This is a genomic window from Paenibacillus lycopersici (assembly GCF_010119935.1).
Lineage (GTDB): Bacteria > Bacillota > Bacilli > Paenibacillales > Paenibacillaceae > Paenibacillus_Z > Paenibacillus_Z lycopersici.
On sequence record NZ_CP048209.1, the window covers coordinates 786042 to 800566 of the forward strand.

The 14525-nt window shown below is 59.7% G+C and carries 18 protein-coding genes; 15 read left to right on the forward strand and 3 right to left on the reverse strand.

The window, feature by feature from the left end:
• The first annotated feature begins 1 nt into the window (after window position 1).
• From GXP70_RS03525 to GXP70_RS03595, 15 genes are all read left to right on the forward strand, one after another.
• A complete protein-coding gene (locus GXP70_RS03525) occupies window positions 2-781 on the forward strand; it encodes a PIN domain-containing protein (RefSeq protein ID WP_162355189.1) in 780 nt (259 codons plus the stop codon).
• Between the two features lie 19 nt (window positions 782-800).
• Window positions 801-1106: a vitamin K epoxide reductase family protein gene (locus GXP70_RS03530; RefSeq protein ID WP_162355190.1), complete on the forward strand. Its 306-nt coding sequence runs from the start codon at window positions 801-803 to the stop codon at window positions 1104-1106.
• A gap of 49 nt (window positions 1107-1155) precedes the next feature.
• On the forward strand, window positions 1156-2004 hold the full coding sequence (locus tag GXP70_RS03535; protein WP_162355191.1) for a copper amine oxidase N-terminal domain-containing protein: 849 nt from the start codon (window positions 1156-1158) through the stop codon (window positions 2002-2004).
• Between the two features lie 258 nt (window positions 2005-2262).
• Window positions 2263-2868, forward strand: a complete 606-nt coding sequence (locus GXP70_RS03540; RefSeq protein WP_162360278.1) for an HD domain-containing protein — start codon at window positions 2263-2265, stop codon at window positions 2866-2868.
• A 21-nt stretch (window positions 2869-2889) separates the two neighbouring features.
• Window positions 2890-3528: a histidine phosphatase family protein gene (locus GXP70_RS03545; RefSeq protein WP_162355192.1), complete on the forward strand. Its 639-nt coding sequence runs from the start codon at window positions 2890-2892 to the stop codon at window positions 3526-3528.
• 57 nt (window positions 3529-3585) lie between these two features.
• Window positions 3586-4101, forward strand: a complete 516-nt coding sequence (locus GXP70_RS03550) for a GNAT family N-acetyltransferase (RefSeq protein ID WP_162355193.1) — start codon at window positions 3586-3588, stop codon at window positions 4099-4101.
• A 4-nt stretch (window positions 4102-4105) separates the two neighbouring features.
• Entirely contained in the window at window positions 4106-4603 is a 498-nt protein-coding gene (locus GXP70_RS03555) for a GNAT family N-acetyltransferase (protein ID WP_162355194.1), read from the forward strand.
• Window positions 4604-4628: 25 nt separating this feature from the next.
• Window positions 4629-5084 carry a hypothetical protein gene (locus tag GXP70_RS03560; protein WP_162355195.1) on the forward strand — a complete coding sequence of 152 codons (456 nt, stop codon included), beginning with the start codon at window positions 4629-4631 and terminating at the stop codon, window positions 5082-5084.
• A gap of 114 nt (window positions 5085-5198) precedes the next feature.
• Entirely contained in the window at window positions 5199-6092 is an 894-nt protein-coding gene (locus GXP70_RS03565; RefSeq protein ID WP_162355196.1) for an NAD-dependent epimerase/dehydratase family protein, read from the forward strand.
• Window positions 6086-6577, forward strand: coding sequence for a translation initiation factor IF-3 (gene infC / locus GXP70_RS03570; protein ID WP_162360279.1), 492 nt, complete (start codon window positions 6086-6088; stop codon window positions 6575-6577). Before GXP70_RS03565 ends, infC begins: the two co-directional genes overlap by 7 nt.
• A gap of 388 nt (window positions 6578-6965) precedes the next feature.
• Window positions 6966-7646, forward strand: a complete 681-nt coding sequence (locus GXP70_RS03575; RefSeq protein ID WP_162355197.1) for a FadR/GntR family transcriptional regulator — start codon at window positions 6966-6968, stop codon at window positions 7644-7646.
• A gap of 96 nt (window positions 7647-7742) precedes the next feature.
• Window positions 7743-9056 carry an ABC transporter substrate-binding protein gene (locus GXP70_RS03580; RefSeq protein WP_162355198.1) on the forward strand — a complete coding sequence of 438 codons (1314 nt, stop codon included), beginning with the start codon at window positions 7743-7745 and terminating at the stop codon, window positions 9054-9056.
• An 80-nt stretch (window positions 9057-9136) separates the two neighbouring features.
• Window positions 9137-10018: a carbohydrate ABC transporter permease gene (locus GXP70_RS03585; protein WP_162355199.1), complete on the forward strand. Its 882-nt coding sequence runs from the start codon at window positions 9137-9139 to the stop codon at window positions 10016-10018.
• Window positions 10018-10845: a carbohydrate ABC transporter permease gene (locus GXP70_RS03590; protein ID WP_162355200.1), complete on the forward strand. Its 828-nt coding sequence runs from the start codon at window positions 10018-10020 to the stop codon at window positions 10843-10845. Before GXP70_RS03585 ends, GXP70_RS03590 begins: the two co-directional genes overlap by 1 nt.
• Window positions 10842-12041: a trans-sulfuration enzyme family protein gene (locus GXP70_RS03595; protein WP_162355201.1), complete on the forward strand. Its 1200-nt coding sequence runs from the start codon at window positions 10842-10844 to the stop codon at window positions 12039-12041. The genes GXP70_RS03590 and GXP70_RS03595 overlap by 4 nt, the downstream gene beginning before the upstream one ends.
• 123 nt (window positions 12042-12164) lie before the next feature.
• Here the strand turns inward: GXP70_RS03595 and GXP70_RS03600 are convergent, their stop codons facing one another.
• From GXP70_RS03600 to GXP70_RS03610, 3 genes are all read right to left on the reverse strand, one after another.
• A complete protein-coding gene (locus GXP70_RS03600; protein ID WP_162355202.1) occupies window positions 12165-12392 on the reverse strand; it encodes a hypothetical protein in 228 nt (75 codons plus the stop codon).
• A 107-nt stretch (window positions 12393-12499) separates the two neighbouring features.
• Window positions 12500-13498, reverse strand: a complete 999-nt coding sequence (locus GXP70_RS03605) for a hypothetical protein (RefSeq protein ID WP_162355203.1) — start codon at window positions 13496-13498, stop codon at window positions 12500-12502.
• 21 nt (window positions 13499-13519) lie between these two features.
• Window positions 13520-14518 carry a cysteine peptidase family C39 domain-containing protein gene (locus GXP70_RS03610; RefSeq protein ID WP_162355204.1) on the reverse strand — a complete coding sequence of 333 codons (999 nt, stop codon included), beginning with the start codon at window positions 14516-14518 and terminating at the stop codon, window positions 13520-13522.
• Window positions 14519-14525: the final 7 nt, after the last annotated feature.

Genomic DNA, 14525 nt, shown 5'->3' on the forward strand with positions numbered 1-14525 from the left:
CATGGGTAAACTCATTCGCGTCGCATTGGGGCTGGTCCTGCTGTATGCATGCGCCGTCAACGCTTTGCAGGCTGCCAAGCTCAAGCCTTTCCTGGAACCGGAGCTCGTAACGGACGGCTCGATCATGGAGAGGGCGACATCCGCAATGAAGGTGCAGCTGGGCCGCAAGGAGATGAACGGGGCGTTCTTCAAGAAGGCGATCTTCGCCGTCATTGCCGGAGCCGCTTCGCTGATCGTGCTGTCTTACAGGAAGCCGCAGCCGAGAAAACGGTACGCCCCGTCCGTCCGCGGGAGATCCGTCCGCAATGCCTATCGCCGCGAGACGGAACAGTTGAGACAGACACAGGACCGGTTCATGAAGCCGCGAGCCGATTTCTCCGGGTATGGCGAGTATGTCGTCGGATTCGACACCAACGTGCTGCTCGATATGCCGGAGCTGATGGATGAAGCGGCGGAGACGAACCGTCTCGTCATCGCGAAGCAGGTCGTGGCGGAGCTGGAGGGCATGAAGAAGGATGCCGCGCTCGGTCAGAAAGCGTCCAAGGCATTCTACCATCTGGACAAGCTGCAGGCTGCCGGCCGGCTGTCGATCGTGCGGGAGAACCGCGAGCAGATGGAGCGGCACGATTTGGATCCGAACGAGCCGGATCAGCGCATTATCGGGGCGTATTTGGCCGAGAAGAACCGTACGGGCGGCAGCCTGCTGTTCGTCAGCAAGGATCGAGGCGCCAAACTATACGCAAGGGATGCCGGCATTGCCGTGTACGAGGCCAAATTATAGCGAACGGGAGAAACGAACGATGCGCAAACCTTATTACTCGCGAAGAAGAAACAGCGCTGCCGACATGGAGCTGCTGCTCGAGATGGTACGAGAGCTCGCCCGCGCGCGAAGCAAAGGAACATGGGGCTTGGCCCATTCGTTCCTGCTTGCGGGCATGGCGATGTTCTTCCTGGGCTTTATCTGCTTTATGCTGAACATTATTCTGGGGTTCGCGGGCGGCGGCATCAATCCCGCGGCAATCGGCTTGTTCTTCGGCGCGGCGGCGGCCGGCGTCTTCATCATGCTCGGTTCCTGGTTTGTCATCCGCTTGAGACGAGGACGTTAAGCGATTCAACAGCATTCGCTGCACATAATGAGAAGGAGCGAAATCCACCATGGCAACCAAGACGGTTATCAGGACGGCAATCAGTACGGCAATCAGGACGGCAATCCATACGGCAACTCAGAAGGTAACTAAGACGATAATCGGGTCGAAGCTAAGCAGGAGGATCGGTGTCGCGCTGGCGGCCGTGATTCTCTTGACGGGGCAGACCGTTCCGCATGTCCGCGCGGAGCAGGGCGGCGAGGGAACAACGGCTGAAACCGCATACCCCGTCTATCCCGGAAAACTGCAGCACGGACAGCTGCAAGCCGGCGAATGGCAGTTCTATTCGTTGGTCGCCGAGAAGGGAACGAAGGTCAAATTCGAAATCAACGGCGCGAGGGGCAGCGACGATGAACTCACGGTCATCATATCCCATAATAATCAAACCGTGCGGAGCGCCTCTTCGAACGCGGGCATGCGCTTCGAATTCATGGCTGCCGAGACCGGAACTTATAAGGTGAGCCTGTTTACGGATGTCCGGTACGATTATGTATTACGGGCAGACTACACGCCGGGCATCTTGATTACGATCAACGGACAGCCGTTCCATACCGCGCAGTCCGCCGTGATGATGCAGGGCGTTACGCGAGTGCCGATGCGCGCGATTTTCGAAGCGCTGGGAGCCTCGGTGCAATGGGATCCGCGCGGCAAGACGATCCGGGCCAGCAAAGAAGGCACCTCCGTTCAGCTCACGCTGGGTTCGTCCGTCTCGTACATTAACGGCACGAAAACGACGATGAATGCAAGCGCCGTGTTGATCGGCGCCGCTGCAATGGTGCCGCTCAGGTTCGTCAGCGAAGCGCTGCATGCCGCGTGCAGCTGGGACGAGCGGTCGAGGGAAATCGCGATCTCCTATTAAGCCGGCGGGAGGCCGAGGACAAGGCCGCAGCCATGCGTTTGGCAAGCTATCCCCTAATCGGGCGGCCCGTAGACGGAGCCGCCTTTTTCCCGTCGGCTGAATTCCGGTACGGGAACGGCGAGGGAGCTAAAGCGAGACGCCTGCTTCTGCATGCAAGTCCGAACAACGCATTGGCGTAAACGGTTCCAATTTGTGCTAGAATTATAGAGTAGCTCATAGATTCGGCATACGGGAGGCGTAGCGATAGTGACCTTGTCCATGTTGGAGCAGCAGATGGCGTTCCTGGTTGAAATCGACAAGCTGAAGACGATCCAGCGCCAAGCGAGAATCATGCACGGCGATCGCTTCGAGAACGATGCGGAGCACTCGTGGCATCTGGCGATGATGGCGCTCATCCTGCGGCAGGAAGCGAATGCGGAAATCGACCTGCTGAAAGTCGTGAAGATGCTGCTCGTCCACGATATCGTCGAGATCGATGCCGGCGACACGTTCGCATACGATACGAAAGGGCATGAGGATAAGGATGAGCGCGAGCGACGCGCGGCGAACCGGATATTCGGCCTGCTGCCCGAAGCGCAGGAGCGGGAGCTGCACGAGCTCTGGCGGGAGTTCGAAGCGAAGGAGACGCCGGAAGCGCGGTTCGCGTCGTCGCTGGACCGTCTGCAGCCGCTCATCCACAACCATCATAATGAAGGCGAATCCTGGCAGCGGCATAGCATTACGGAAGGCATGGTGCTGAAGCGCAACCGGGAGATCGCGAACGGCTCGGAGCGCTTGTGGACGTACGCGCAGGAGCTTATCGCGGATGCCGCGGAGAAGGGCTTCCTGGCGCGCGAGACGGATGAGACCGGGCGCAGGCCGTAAGGCCGGGAAGGGGGACGCCGCTTGACAACGACGCTTTATATCGTCCGGCATGGCCAGACGGAATGGAATGTTGCGCATCGCATGCAGGGACACCAAGACTCGCCGCTCACGCCGCTCGGGGTAGAGCAGGCGGTGCGGCTCGGCGAGGCGCTTCGCAACGAGCGGATCGACGCCTTCTATGCCAGCCCGAGCTCGCGGGCCTGCCGGACGGCGGAGCTTATTCGGGGCATTCGGGCGGCGGACGTCGTCACTGCGGAGGCGCTGAAGGAAATCGGTCTCGGCATCTGGGAAGGGTTGGCGCAGAGCGAGGTCGAAGCGCGGTTCCCCGAGCAGTTCGGGCGGTTCTGGAACGATCCGGAAGCGTTCGGCGTCAGCGGCAGCGAGACGTTCGCGGACGTTGCCGCGCGTGCGGTCCGTCAAGTGAACCGCATTCTTGACGAGCATCGGGGCCGGTCGATTCTGATCGTGACCCATACGGTGGTCGTGAAGCTGGTGATGGCGTATTTCGAAGGCCGGGCGATGAAGGATATTTGGCAGCCGCCTTACATTCACCCGTCGTGCTTGAGCAAAATCGTCATCGGCGAGGGGCGATCGGACATCGTGCTGCATGGGGATATGAGCCACTTTGCGGACGAATCGCGCCTGCTTGGGACGGACTAGCCGGACCGGCAGGAGCGTACCGCACGCGACAATCGGGATAAGGGGAGCGCAATCGGCATGGAAATCGTACTGGAACGGCTCGGCACCGAAGCGCAGAAGGCGCAGTGGAAGACCGCGTTCGCGGCGCATGGCATGTACCGCGACGAGGCATATTACGACCAATGTTTGGCTGAAAACGAATCCGGCGCCCGCGTGACGCTGCTCGCATACGCGAACGGGCAGCTTGCCGGCTGCTCGCATCTGAAGTACCAATCCTCGTATCCGTATTTCCTGGATCGCCATATCCCGGAAATCAGCGACTTGAACGTCTTTCCGCCCTTCCGCAGGCGCGGCGCGGCCAACTTGATGATGGACGAGTTCGAAGCGATCGTCGGCCGGGACCATAACCGGATCGGCATCGGCGTCGGACTGTACAAGGATTATGGAGCGGCGCAGCGGATTTATTGCCAGCGGGGCTACATTCCGGACGGCAACGGCGTCATGTACGGGGACGTGGAGGTGGCGCCCGGACAGAATGTCCGCGTCGACGACGAGCTGGTGCTATACTTCGTGAAGGAGTTGGACTACGATTAACAGGATGATCTATCCGGAGCGAACAACGCCAAGGCTGCGGCTCAGGGAGCTGACCCTGGCGGACGCCGAAGCGGCGTGCCGTCATTTCGCCGATCCGGAAGTGACGCGGTTCATGGACATCGAGCCTTGCGGATCGATTCGGGAGGCCGAGGCAATCATTCAGTTCCACTTGGACGACAGCGGGTGCAGGTACGGCATGTTCGATAAGGAGACCGCGGCGCTGCTCGGCACATGCGGCTTCCACTGCTGGCGCCAAGATCCGGCCGGGATCGCGGAGATCGGCTTCGACCTGTCGCCGTCCTGCTGGGGACAAGGCTATATGGCGGAAGCGCTGCGCGAGCTGATCGATATCGGCTTTCGGCAGATGAAGCTGGCCGTCATCGAAGCGACCGTGGAGGTCGACAATACGCGGTGCCAATCGCTGCTGGCCAAGCTTGGCTTCACGCGCGCAACGGCGCTGCGGGACGGACTTTATTATTACGCGTTAGCGAGACCGGCATGAGGATGCAACGAAAGGAGCTGCCGCTTTGAAGCCTGCTACCTATTGGACCGCCGCATCGGTCGGCGTGATCGTCGTGCTTGCCGCCTTCCTGGCCGTGAGCATCAGAGCCCGGAACGACAGCGACGAAAGCGTCCGCTTCCTTCGGCAGAACGCGGATAACGCGCTGAGCTATCAGCTGAGCATCGTGGCGTCGAGCTTCGGCAAGGACTTGGCCGAGGACGAGGAAGGCTACCATCAGTGCATAGCGGCTCTATCCGCCGCTGCGGCAATATCCCCGCTCACGACTTACGAAGCGCAGAACGATCTCATCGACGGCGTGTTGTACGGCTTCGTCGGCATGCTGAACAATCCGTCGAACAAGGAAACGGTCCTTCGGCATGCGCCGGAGCTGCGGACTATCTTCTTGAAGCTGCATGTGAACCCGGCTGATGCCGCGGCGACGCAGCGGTTATCCGAGCTTTCTTCGACGCTGCGCTCGTAAGCCGCCGCTGGCCGCGAGGGTTAACGAGAGAACCTTGACGATATGGCAAGCAAGACCATATAAGCAAGACCGTACTATCCATGATAAGACGGAGGAGAAGGGAAGTGGCATGACATGCGTAACGTACTGGTGCTTGGCGGGACGAGGTTTTTCGGCTTGAAGCTGGTCGAGCGGCTGCTGGCTGCGGGCGATGCGGTTACGATTCTGACAAGGGGCGGGACGCCGAATCCGTTCGGCGCCCGCGCGAAGCATATCCAGGCTGACCGGAAGGACTTCGCGGCCGTGCGGCAAGCGTTGGCGAACGAGCGGTACGATGTCGTCTACGACAACATCTGCTTCCAGCCGCAGGAGGCGGAGGACGCGGTGAAGCTGTTCGCGGGCCGCACCGGCCAATACGTGGTCACTTCGACGCTCAGCGTCTATCCGTTCGGGGGACCGAGCAACGCGGAATCGGCGTTCGACGCGCATCGGTACGAGCTGCCCGCCACCTATGCCGCGGATACCGACTACGGCGAAGGCAAGCGGCTCGTGGAAGCGGTTCTGCTGCAGAAAGCCCCGTTCCCCGTAGCCGCGGTGCGGTTCCCGATCGTGCTCGGGGCGGACGATTACACGCGCCGGCTGCATTTTCACGTCGAGCATGTGCTGCGCGGGCAGCCGATCGGCATCCCCGTGCCTGACGCGCCCTTGTCGTTCATCGATGCGGACGAGGCGGCGGCGTTTCTGGACTGGATCGGCCGTTCGGGCGCGGAAGGCGCGTTCAATGCCTGCTCCGCGGGCGACATTACGCCGGGCGAAATCGTGAAGCGGATCGAGAGGGCGTCCGGCAAGGCGGCCATCGTCCTCCCTGAGACCGACAAGGCGGACGGCTCTCCGTTCGGCGTGCCGGGCGCATGGCGGATGGACACGGCGAGAGCGGAAGCCGCGGGCTACGCGTTCCGCAAGCTGGACGACTGGATGACGCCGTTGATCGCACGGCTTGTACAAGAGGAGGAACAGGCAGCATCATGATCGTTAACGAACAAATCAAGGCATCCGAGGTTCTGCTGACCGGCATTGACGGCGAGGATCTCGGCATCGTTTCGCGCAGCGAGGCGCTGGCGCTGGCCAAACGGCATAATGTCGACCTCGTATGCTTGTCGCTGATGTCCAGCCCGCCGCCGTGCCGGCTCGTCAGCCGCAGTGCCGCGAAGCAGGACATGAACGCGAAGAAGCAGTCGGAGAAGCGGAATGAACTATCGCAGAAGACGAAGGAAATCCGGCTGACGCCGCATATCGAGGAGCACGATTACGATACGAAGCTGCGCCAGATCGAGAAGCTGCTGGAAGCCGGCAAAGCCGTGGAGCTGAACGTCCGCGCGCAAGGCAAGGAGAGCAAGGAGGCGAAGGCGCTGCTGGAGCGGCTGCTCGCGGATCTCAAGGGTAAAGGAAACAAGGAGACGGGGATTCAGGTCAGCGGGAAAGGCGCCATCGTCAAGCTGCTGCCGGCGCGATAGCGGGTGTCGCGAGCGAGGCAGGGCGGGGGGCGCCGATCAAGGAGCCGCCGAGGAGCCGCCGAGCTACCGGGCCGGCTCCTCGCGCGCGATCAACACCGTGCGCCGCCGCTTCTGGCCGTTGCGTCAGTGCGCCCGCTGCTTCATGCCGTCAGCGGTAGTGCGCCGCCGCTTCTGGCCATCGGCGACAGGCTGAAGCCGCCCCTTGCAGCGTCCGCTGCAGCCTCGCGTTCCCCCCTCCATTGCTCATGCCATGTCACGAAGAATCACGTTTAACGCCATATTTTACATGATATTCCATATCGTATGAGTGTGAATTGACTTTCGGCAAGGGCTGCCTTACTATTGACCTATCAGATAGGTAGCCAGGTGAGGGGGATAGCTGGAAAGCATGCGAAAAATCCAAAAGGTTCTTGTACATGAACAGGTGTCGCAAGAAATTCAGAACTATATTCAAGAGAAAGAACTGTCGGAAGGCGATAAGCTTCCCTCCGTCGAGGAGATGACGCATATGTTCGGCGTCGGCCGTTCGTCCTTGCGCGAGGCGCTTCGTTATCTGGAAGCGATGGATATTATCCAGGTGGAGAACGGCAGAGGGATCTTCGTCCGCGACGTGAACACCTACCGCTTCACGGGCAAGGTCAAGATCGAGCAGGAGCGCGTCTTCTTGCTGCATACGCTCGAGGTTCGCAGAGCGCTCGAAGGCCAAGCCGTCTTCCTCGCGTCCAAACGAATCACCGACAATCAGGTCGCCGAAATCGAGGCGTGCCTGTATGAATACCGCAAGCTGAAGGAAGCGGGCCAGGACACCTCGCAGATCGATTTGGCATTCCATCGCCACATCATCAAGGCGGCGGGCAACCCGGTGCTGGAAACGGTGCTCGATTCTTTCTCGGGGCTGTACGAGAAGTTTTTCAACGATCCGCTCGGCGACAAGCAGCTGTTCGACGAGACCTATCCATTCCACATTACGATGTTCGACGCGATCAAGGTGCACGATACCGAACAGGCCATGGAAGAGTTTTACAAGATGATGGACTGCATCGAGGCCAAGATCAAGGGCGTACAGTAGCTGGTTTTTGTTATTGACACCAGTTAGCGCTTTCAATATAATCAAACCTATCAGACAGGATGACTGTATGATACATCTAGATAGGGGGAAATCTACATGACGAATCGCAAGAAGGTTTCTGCTTTATTGCTTTGCGGTGCGCTGTCTGCCGGTCTGCTGGCGGGCTGCGGCAGTACCAAGGACTCATCGAATGAAAACGCTGACGGCGGCAAAGTAACGCTGCGCATGATTGAAAGCCTTACAAGTCCGAAACGGACGCAATTGATCCAAGCTTCCATTAGCAAATTCGAGGCTGCAAACCCGAATATTAAGGTGGACCTGATCTCGCCTCCATTCGATCAAGCCGACAACAAGATCAGAACGATGCTTGGGGCCAAAGAAAACATAGACGTGCTCGAGGTACGCGATTTGACGGTCGCAGAGTTTGTCAACAACGGCTTCGTGGAGCCGCTTAACGCATATGCCGACAAGTGGTCGGATTATTCTACGGTGAGTGAAATTTCGAAATCGCTCGGCTCCATCGGCGACAAGCTGTATTTCATCCCGAACGGCCTGTACGAGCGCCAGCTGTTCTACCGCGCGGACTGGTTCAAGGAGCAAGGCTTGACGCCTCCGAAGACATGGGACGAGCTGTTCGAGACGGCGAAGAAGCTGACGGATCCGTCGAAGAACCGTTACGGCTTCTCGTTCCGCGGCGGCGCGGGTTCGAACGGCACGACGGACGCGATGGTGCTCGCGTTCAACGGCGATAACGTCAACCTCGAGGATTCGATGTTCACGAAGGACGGCAAGACGGTCTTCTCGACGCCGGAAGCGAAAGCCGCGATCGAGCTGTATCAGAAGCTGTATAAGGAAGCATCGCCGCCGGACTCCGTCAACTGGGGCTTCCAGGAGCAGGTGCAGGCGTTTACGTCCGGCGTAACCGGCATGCTGCTGCAGGATCCGGACGTTATCCAATCGCTGCAGGAGAAAATGGCCGAAGGCACTTGGGCAACGGCGCCGCTGCAAGCGGGACCTACGGGCAAAGCGCTGCTCGCCGCAGGCGGAGCAGGCTGGGGCATCGCGGCCAACTCCACGCATAAGGAAGCCGCCTGGAAGCTGATCTCGTTCCTGTCCAGCCCGGAAGAGAATACGGAGTTCTCGAAAGCATACGGACTCATTCCGATTCATACGTCCGCGGCTGAAGACGATTTCTTCAAGTCCGGTCCGTACAAAACGCTGCTCGACATGACGCAAGCGCCGGATACGTTCCTGAACTTCAAGCCTCCGTTCGCTTACCCGGGCACGGGCCAATGGGGCCAAGTCGAGATGGAATCGGGCCAAGCGCTGCTGCTCGGTCAGGCATCCGTGGACGACACGCTCAAGAAGTGGGACAGCTACTGGGCGGATCAGAAAGCGCAGCAGAAGTAACTGACGACGGTCATTGAACTTGAGGAAGGGGCGGCATTGGCCGCCCCTCCTACATTCCACGAAGCAAGGCGGTGCGAATAATGAGAAAACATACGATTTTTATCCTATCGGGGCTGCTCCCCGCCTTGTTGTTAGTGCTTGCCTTTACGTACTATCCCTTCTTGAAGGGGATCATCATGGCGTTTCAGGATTACAAGCTGTTCAATCTCCGCAATGTCAAGTTTGTCGGCTTTGACAATTTCAAGGCGGCCTTCCACGATCCGAAATTTTTCACCGCGCTGAAGAACAGCGGCTACTGGGTCTTTTTCTCGCTCGTATTCCAATTCCTGTTCGGTCTGGCGCTTGCGCTGCTGCTGAAGAAGCCGTTCAGAGGCAGAGGGATATTCCAAGGCTTCGCGTTCTATTCCTGGGCGCTCTCGGGCTTCCTGATCGGGATGATCTGGAAGTGGATGTTCAATTCGCAAATCGGCGTCATCAACGATCTACTGCTGCGGCTCGGCATCATCCACGAGCGGATCGGGTTCCTCTCGGATCCGAAGTGGGCGATGATCTCCGTCATTATCGCCAATGTCTGGTACGGCATCGCATTCTTCGCGATCATGCTGCTCGCGGCGCTGCAATCCGTGCCGTCGGAGCTGTACGAAGCGGCCGACATGGACGGGGCGACGGGCATTCGCAAGCTGTGGAACGTCACGCTTCCATATATTTTACCGACGATCATCGCGACGACGCTGCTGCGGGCGATCTGGATCTTCAACGATCCGACGATCATCTACGGCTTGACCAACGGCGGTCCGGCCGGCAGCACGCATATTCTGTCCTCCATGATGCTGGACAAAATCATCTACGCCGGCGACTACGGCGCGGCTTCGGCGATCGGCGTCATCATGATCGCGCTGCTGCTGCTCTATACGATTTTCTTCCTGGCCGTCACCAAGGCGGAGAAAGTAGGTGACTTCTAATGAAGCAACGGTTAGGCACGGCGTTCAAAATCGTATTTCTGGCGATTTACCTGCTCTTGATGGTCTTCCCGCTTTATTGGATCGTCATCACGTCGTTCAAGCCGCAGAAGGACATCTTCTCGTTTCCGCTGCGTTATTGGCCGAAGACGTTTACGATGGACAACTACATTAACATTTTCAAAATCTCGAAGTTCCAAATTTATATCGGCAACAGCTTGATCGTCGCGATTCTGGCGGCGCTGATCGTTATCGTCATCGCGGTCCTGAGCGCTTACGTGCTGGCGCGCTTCAAATTCCGCGGCCACGGCCAAATCATGCTGGCGTTCTTCCTGACCCAGATGCTGCCGGGCTTCATCGCGCTGGCGCCATTGTACCTGATGATGAGCCATATGAATTTGCTGAATACGCGGTTCTCGCTCGTGCTCATGTATACCGTCGGACTCATCCCGTTCTCGACGATCATGCTGCGCGGCTTCTTCCAGCGGATTCCGTCCAGCCTGGAGGAAGCGGCGATGATCGACGGCTGCTCGCGCTGGTCGGCGCTGCTGCGCGTCATCATTCCGGTCATGCTGCCGGGCATCGCGTCGACGTTTATTTTCGCCTTCGTGCAGAACTGGAACGAGCTGTTCCTGGCGGCGATGTTCATCGACGACGAGAAGCTGAAGACGCTCCCTGTCGCCATGAACGCGTTTATTTTGAAATTCGACGTCGATTGGGGCTCCATGTCGGCCGGCGTCGTGCTTTCGGTTATCCCCACGGTCGTTATTTTCGCGTTCGCGCAGCGCTTTATCGTTGAAGGCTTGACACAAGGAGCAGAAAAAGGATGAGCAGCACAGACAACAACAACCAGACAATCCGCAATGCTTCACTGGAGGCGCAGTTCACGCATGTCGCGCACGATGCCGTCGATACCCGGCATCACGGCGCCATTCACGTCCCGGTCTATCAGAACAGCCTGTTCGCCTTCGAGACGTACGAGGCGTTCGAGCAGGCCTTTCAATCGCTGATGGACAATCATATCTACTCGCGGGGCAACAATCCGACCGTCGATTACTTGGAGAAGAAGCTGGCCGCGCTGGAAGGGGCCGAGCGGGCCAAATGCTTCGCATCCGGCATGGGCGCGATCTCCGCGGCCATCATGTCCTGCATCGGGGCGGGCGATCATATCGTCTGCGTCGACCAGGCGTACGGGCCGACGCGGGAGTTCCTGTCCGAGTACTTGAACCGTTTCGGCGTAGAGACGACGTTCATCGACGGCCGCTCGATCGAGAGTTGGCGGGCGGCGGCCCGTCCCAACACCAAGCTGCTCTATCTGGAGAGCCCGACGACGCTGCACTTCCAGCTGCAGGATTTGCGGGCATGCGCCGCGTTCGCGCGGAGCATCGGAGCCCGGACGATCATCGACAACACGTGGGCGACGCCGCTCTATCAGAATCCGCTTGCCCTCGGCGTCGACCTGGTCGTGCATTCCGTCACCAAATACATCGGCGGCCATAGCGACTGCGTCGGCGGCGTCGTACTCGGCTCGCGGGAGCTGGTCGACGCGGTCGGCAACAAGGAGTACATGCTTTTCGGCGCGATCATGACGCCGCAGACGGCGGCGCTGGTCGCCAAAGGCTTGCGGACGCTGCCGCTGCGCATGCAGCGGCACGAAGCGAGCGGCATGGCCGTCGCGGAGCATGTACGATCGCTGCCGTTCGTGCATCAGGTCAACCATCCGGGCATGGCGTCCCATCCGCAGCATGAGCTGGCGGCCAGCCAAATGTCCGGCAGCAGCAGCTTGTTCTCGTTCCGGACGTCCGCGCCGCCCGCGACGATGAAGCTGTGGGCGGACAAGCTGCAGTACTTCAGAATCGGCGTCAGCTGGGGCGGGTTCGAGAGCCTCGTCACCGTCAATGCGGCGGGCAAGCAGCCGGAAGACGGCAGCATCGTCAGGCTGTATATCGGCCTGGAAAGCCCGCAGGATCTGATCGGGGACATCGATCAGGCGGCCGAGGCGCTGTCGCTCGGCGCGGAGAGCTAGCCTGTCCCGAGCTTCCGAACGCTTGCGCTCCGGCGGCATAACCATGCAAATCATGATCCATGCAAACCATGCAAAACCGCCCTCCATCGGCCGATTGGCCGCGCGGAGGGCGGTTTCGTTGTTTCAATAGGAATGCCGGTCATAAGCCGCGTGATGCTGATGCAGGTGAGCGAGCGGATCGTCGTCTTCGTGCTGGAACGTATGCTGCACGTTGTCGACGATTTCCTCGACCGCATCGCTGATCATATCGAGAGGGCCGTAACCCTCGTGATTCTTCGGCGTATTGATGCCTGCCGCGGTATTCGAGGTTTCGTTGTACATTTCGTCATAGCCGTCTCTGTGCTTCGTCATGGGAATGCACCGCCTTTCTGCATGGGTTGGAGGACTGTTCCAGCTGCATCCCTGTTATATTACCCCGGAGCGGGAAAATACACTCAGGCATGCCCCCATTCATGCAGCTAGCGCAAGGAGATATCGCCGAAACGGTTGTGGAGCCGTTCGCGCATCATGGACTTCATGAGCTGCACGGCACGGTTCTCAAGCTCGGCGGCTTCCCGCAGCAGCGGGACGGCAGGGACGTCGGCGTTCATTCGGTCGGCGTTCGGTCCGCTGCCGCCGGTATCGGACGCCGATAATTCCGCGGACAGCTGCGCGAACCGTTCGGCTACCCCCGCGTAACAGTCCGCGATGGGGAGGCAGTCCGGCCAAATCTTCGCCAGCTCCGCGGCGTAATCGGCAAGATCGCGTTTGGCTGCGGCGTACCGCCACAACAGCGGCCGTGCCTCTGCGTGACATCCGTCATCCGCGTCTAGGAATTTAATAAACGCCTCATAGACTTGTTTGCCGCATGCGTAGTCGCTTGGAGACAGCATTAGATCATGCGTCTCCCATTTAAAAATAGCTTGCATGAACGATTCTCTGTATATCTCCAGCTCGTCGAGCGGGATTCGGGCATCGAACGTCTGATAGTACCAGTATGGCGTTTCGTTGCAGCCGAACTCGTCATAGGGGAGGGGCTTCAGTTCTTCCGGCGCCGCTCCGCTTCCATCGGCATACAGCAAGCAGCCGGCTTCATCGTCGTAGCCCGCTGCGACGACGAAGTCGTCCTTCCAGAACACGGCGCCGATCCCGTTATCGATCGCTTCCTTGATCATGGCGACGGCGTGCTTGCGATACAGCGGGAAGGTCGGGGCGAAGCTGAAGCCGGCCTTCTGGGAAGAGGCGACGCCGATGAAGTCGGCGGCGAGAAAATGCTCGGCGATCCAGTTGTACGCATGCCAGGAATCCGCGCTCAGCTTGCGGTCGACGCTGAAGCGGAAGCCGTTAATGGTCATGCCGGCGAGCATCGCCTTGGACGCGCCGAACCAGCCGCAATGCGCAAGAACCGCATGCATGGCGTCAATGTAAGAGAGGGATTCGCGGGTCAAGGCGAGTCCGGTCAATCTTCTGCTGCCCATGGCTGCGGGCACCTCCTGTCGTTAGCGCGGCGTATGTTCTCCCCATCGCGGGACGGTCGACCGTTTCCGGTCGGGGAACTGGGCGGATATGACTGCGAAGACCGCGACTGCGCGCTCCTCCAGCGCTTCGGCCTGCCGCATGACGTCGCAGAGCAACGCGATCCGCGCCGGATCGATTCGCTTGCCGTCCGGCCCGTGCGTCCAGCAGCCGTCGATGGCCTTGAGCGCGCCGCGAAGCTCGGCGTACAGGGCGGCGGCTTCGCCGAGCACGGGCAGCGCGTGCCGCACGTCATGCAGGTAATCCGCGATTTCGCCGCGCGTATAGACGTAGTCCGTCAGGATATATGCGGCGCCGCGCTCGTCGTATCCCCCTGCCGCGAGTCCGTCCCGGAAGAAGGCGAAGGCCAGCCTGCCGGAGGCGATCTCCGTGTCGGGCAGCGTTTTGTGCGGCGTCTCCCAATCCCGGATGGCAAGACGGAGCGATTCCAGCACCATGTCGGCCAGGTCGATTTCGACCCGTTCGCCGAAAATTTGGCAGCACCAGAAGGGCGTGAAATTCAGGCCTAAATTATCGTACAGGACGACGCTCGGCTCTTCGTTCCGGCCGTCCAGCACGTAGAAAACTTCGTCTTCGTCATCGTAGCCGCAAATAACGCCGAACTCGGGTATCCAATAGATGGCGCCGATGCCGGCGTCAAGCGATTGTTTGACCCAGTCGACGGCGTCCCGCTGGTATTGCGGGAACGTCGGATGACGCGTCCGCCCGCCGTCCGAAATCGAGAAGAGGCCCAGGTTTTCAATGGCGGGGTCATGCTCGTTGCCCCATTGGCCGTAGGCCGATACCGAGAACGGCAGCAGCTTCCGATGGACGGCGAATTTGAAAGCCAAGCCGGAGAGGCCGGACAACAGATATTTGGGACCTTGGAACAGACCGGCGGCCGTCAGGATCGCATGGAGACTGTCCGCGTAGGACTTGGACTCGCGTTTCATTCGAATATCGTGCAGCATGACGCGGGACATGGCTGGC

Bases quoted from the DNA above. Each gene is read 5' to 3' on its own strand.
- GXP70_RS03525 (WP_162355189.1), top strand. From the start codon at position 2: ATGGGTAAACTCATTCGCGTCGCATTGGGGCTGGTCCTGCTGTATGCA.
- GXP70_RS03530 (WP_162355190.1), top strand. From the start codon at position 801: ATGCGCAAACCTTATTACTCGCGAAGAAGAAACAGCGCTGCCGACATG.
- GXP70_RS03535 (WP_162355191.1), top strand. From the start codon at position 1,156: ATGGCAACCAAGACGGTTATCAGGACGGCAATCAGTACGGCAATCAGG.
- GXP70_RS03540 (WP_162360278.1), top strand. From the start codon at position 2,263: ATGTTGGAGCAGCAGATGGCGTTCCTGGTTGAAATCGACAAGCTGAAG.
- GXP70_RS03550 (WP_162355193.1), top strand. From the start codon at position 3,586: ATGGAAATCGTACTGGAACGGCTCGGCACCGAAGCGCAGAAGGCGCAG.
- GXP70_RS03555 (WP_162355194.1), top strand. From the start codon at position 4,106: ATGATCTATCCGGAGCGAACAACGCCAAGGCTGCGGCTCAGGGAGCTG.
- GXP70_RS03565 (WP_162355196.1), top strand. From the start codon at position 5,199: ATGCGTAACGTACTGGTGCTTGGCGGGACGAGGTTTTTCGGCTTGAAG.
- GXP70_RS03575 (WP_162355197.1), top strand. From the start codon at position 6,966: ATGCGAAAAATCCAAAAGGTTCTTGTACATGAACAGGTGTCGCAAGAA.
- GXP70_RS03580 (WP_162355198.1), top strand. From the start codon at position 7,743: ATGACGAATCGCAAGAAGGTTTCTGCTTTATTGCTTTGCGGTGCGCTG.
- GXP70_RS03585 (WP_162355199.1), top strand. From the start codon at position 9,137: ATGAGAAAACATACGATTTTTATCCTATCGGGGCTGCTCCCCGCCTTG.
- GXP70_RS03590 (WP_162355200.1), top strand. From the start codon at position 10,018: ATGAAGCAACGGTTAGGCACGGCGTTCAAAATCGTATTTCTGGCGATT.
- GXP70_RS03595 (WP_162355201.1), top strand. From the start codon at position 10,842: ATGAGCAGCACAGACAACAACAACCAGACAATCCGCAATGCTTCACTG.
- GXP70_RS03600 (WP_162355202.1), bottom strand. From the start codon at position 12,392: ATGACGAAGCACAGAGACGGCTATGACGAAATGTACAACGAAACCTCG.
- GXP70_RS03605 (WP_162355203.1), bottom strand. From the start codon at position 13,498: ATGGGCAGCAGAAGATTGACCGGACTCGCCTTGACCCGCGAATCCCTC.
- GXP70_RS03610 (WP_162355204.1), bottom strand. From the start codon at position 14,518: ATGTCCCGCGTCATGCTGCACGATATTCGAATGAAACGCGAGTCCAAG.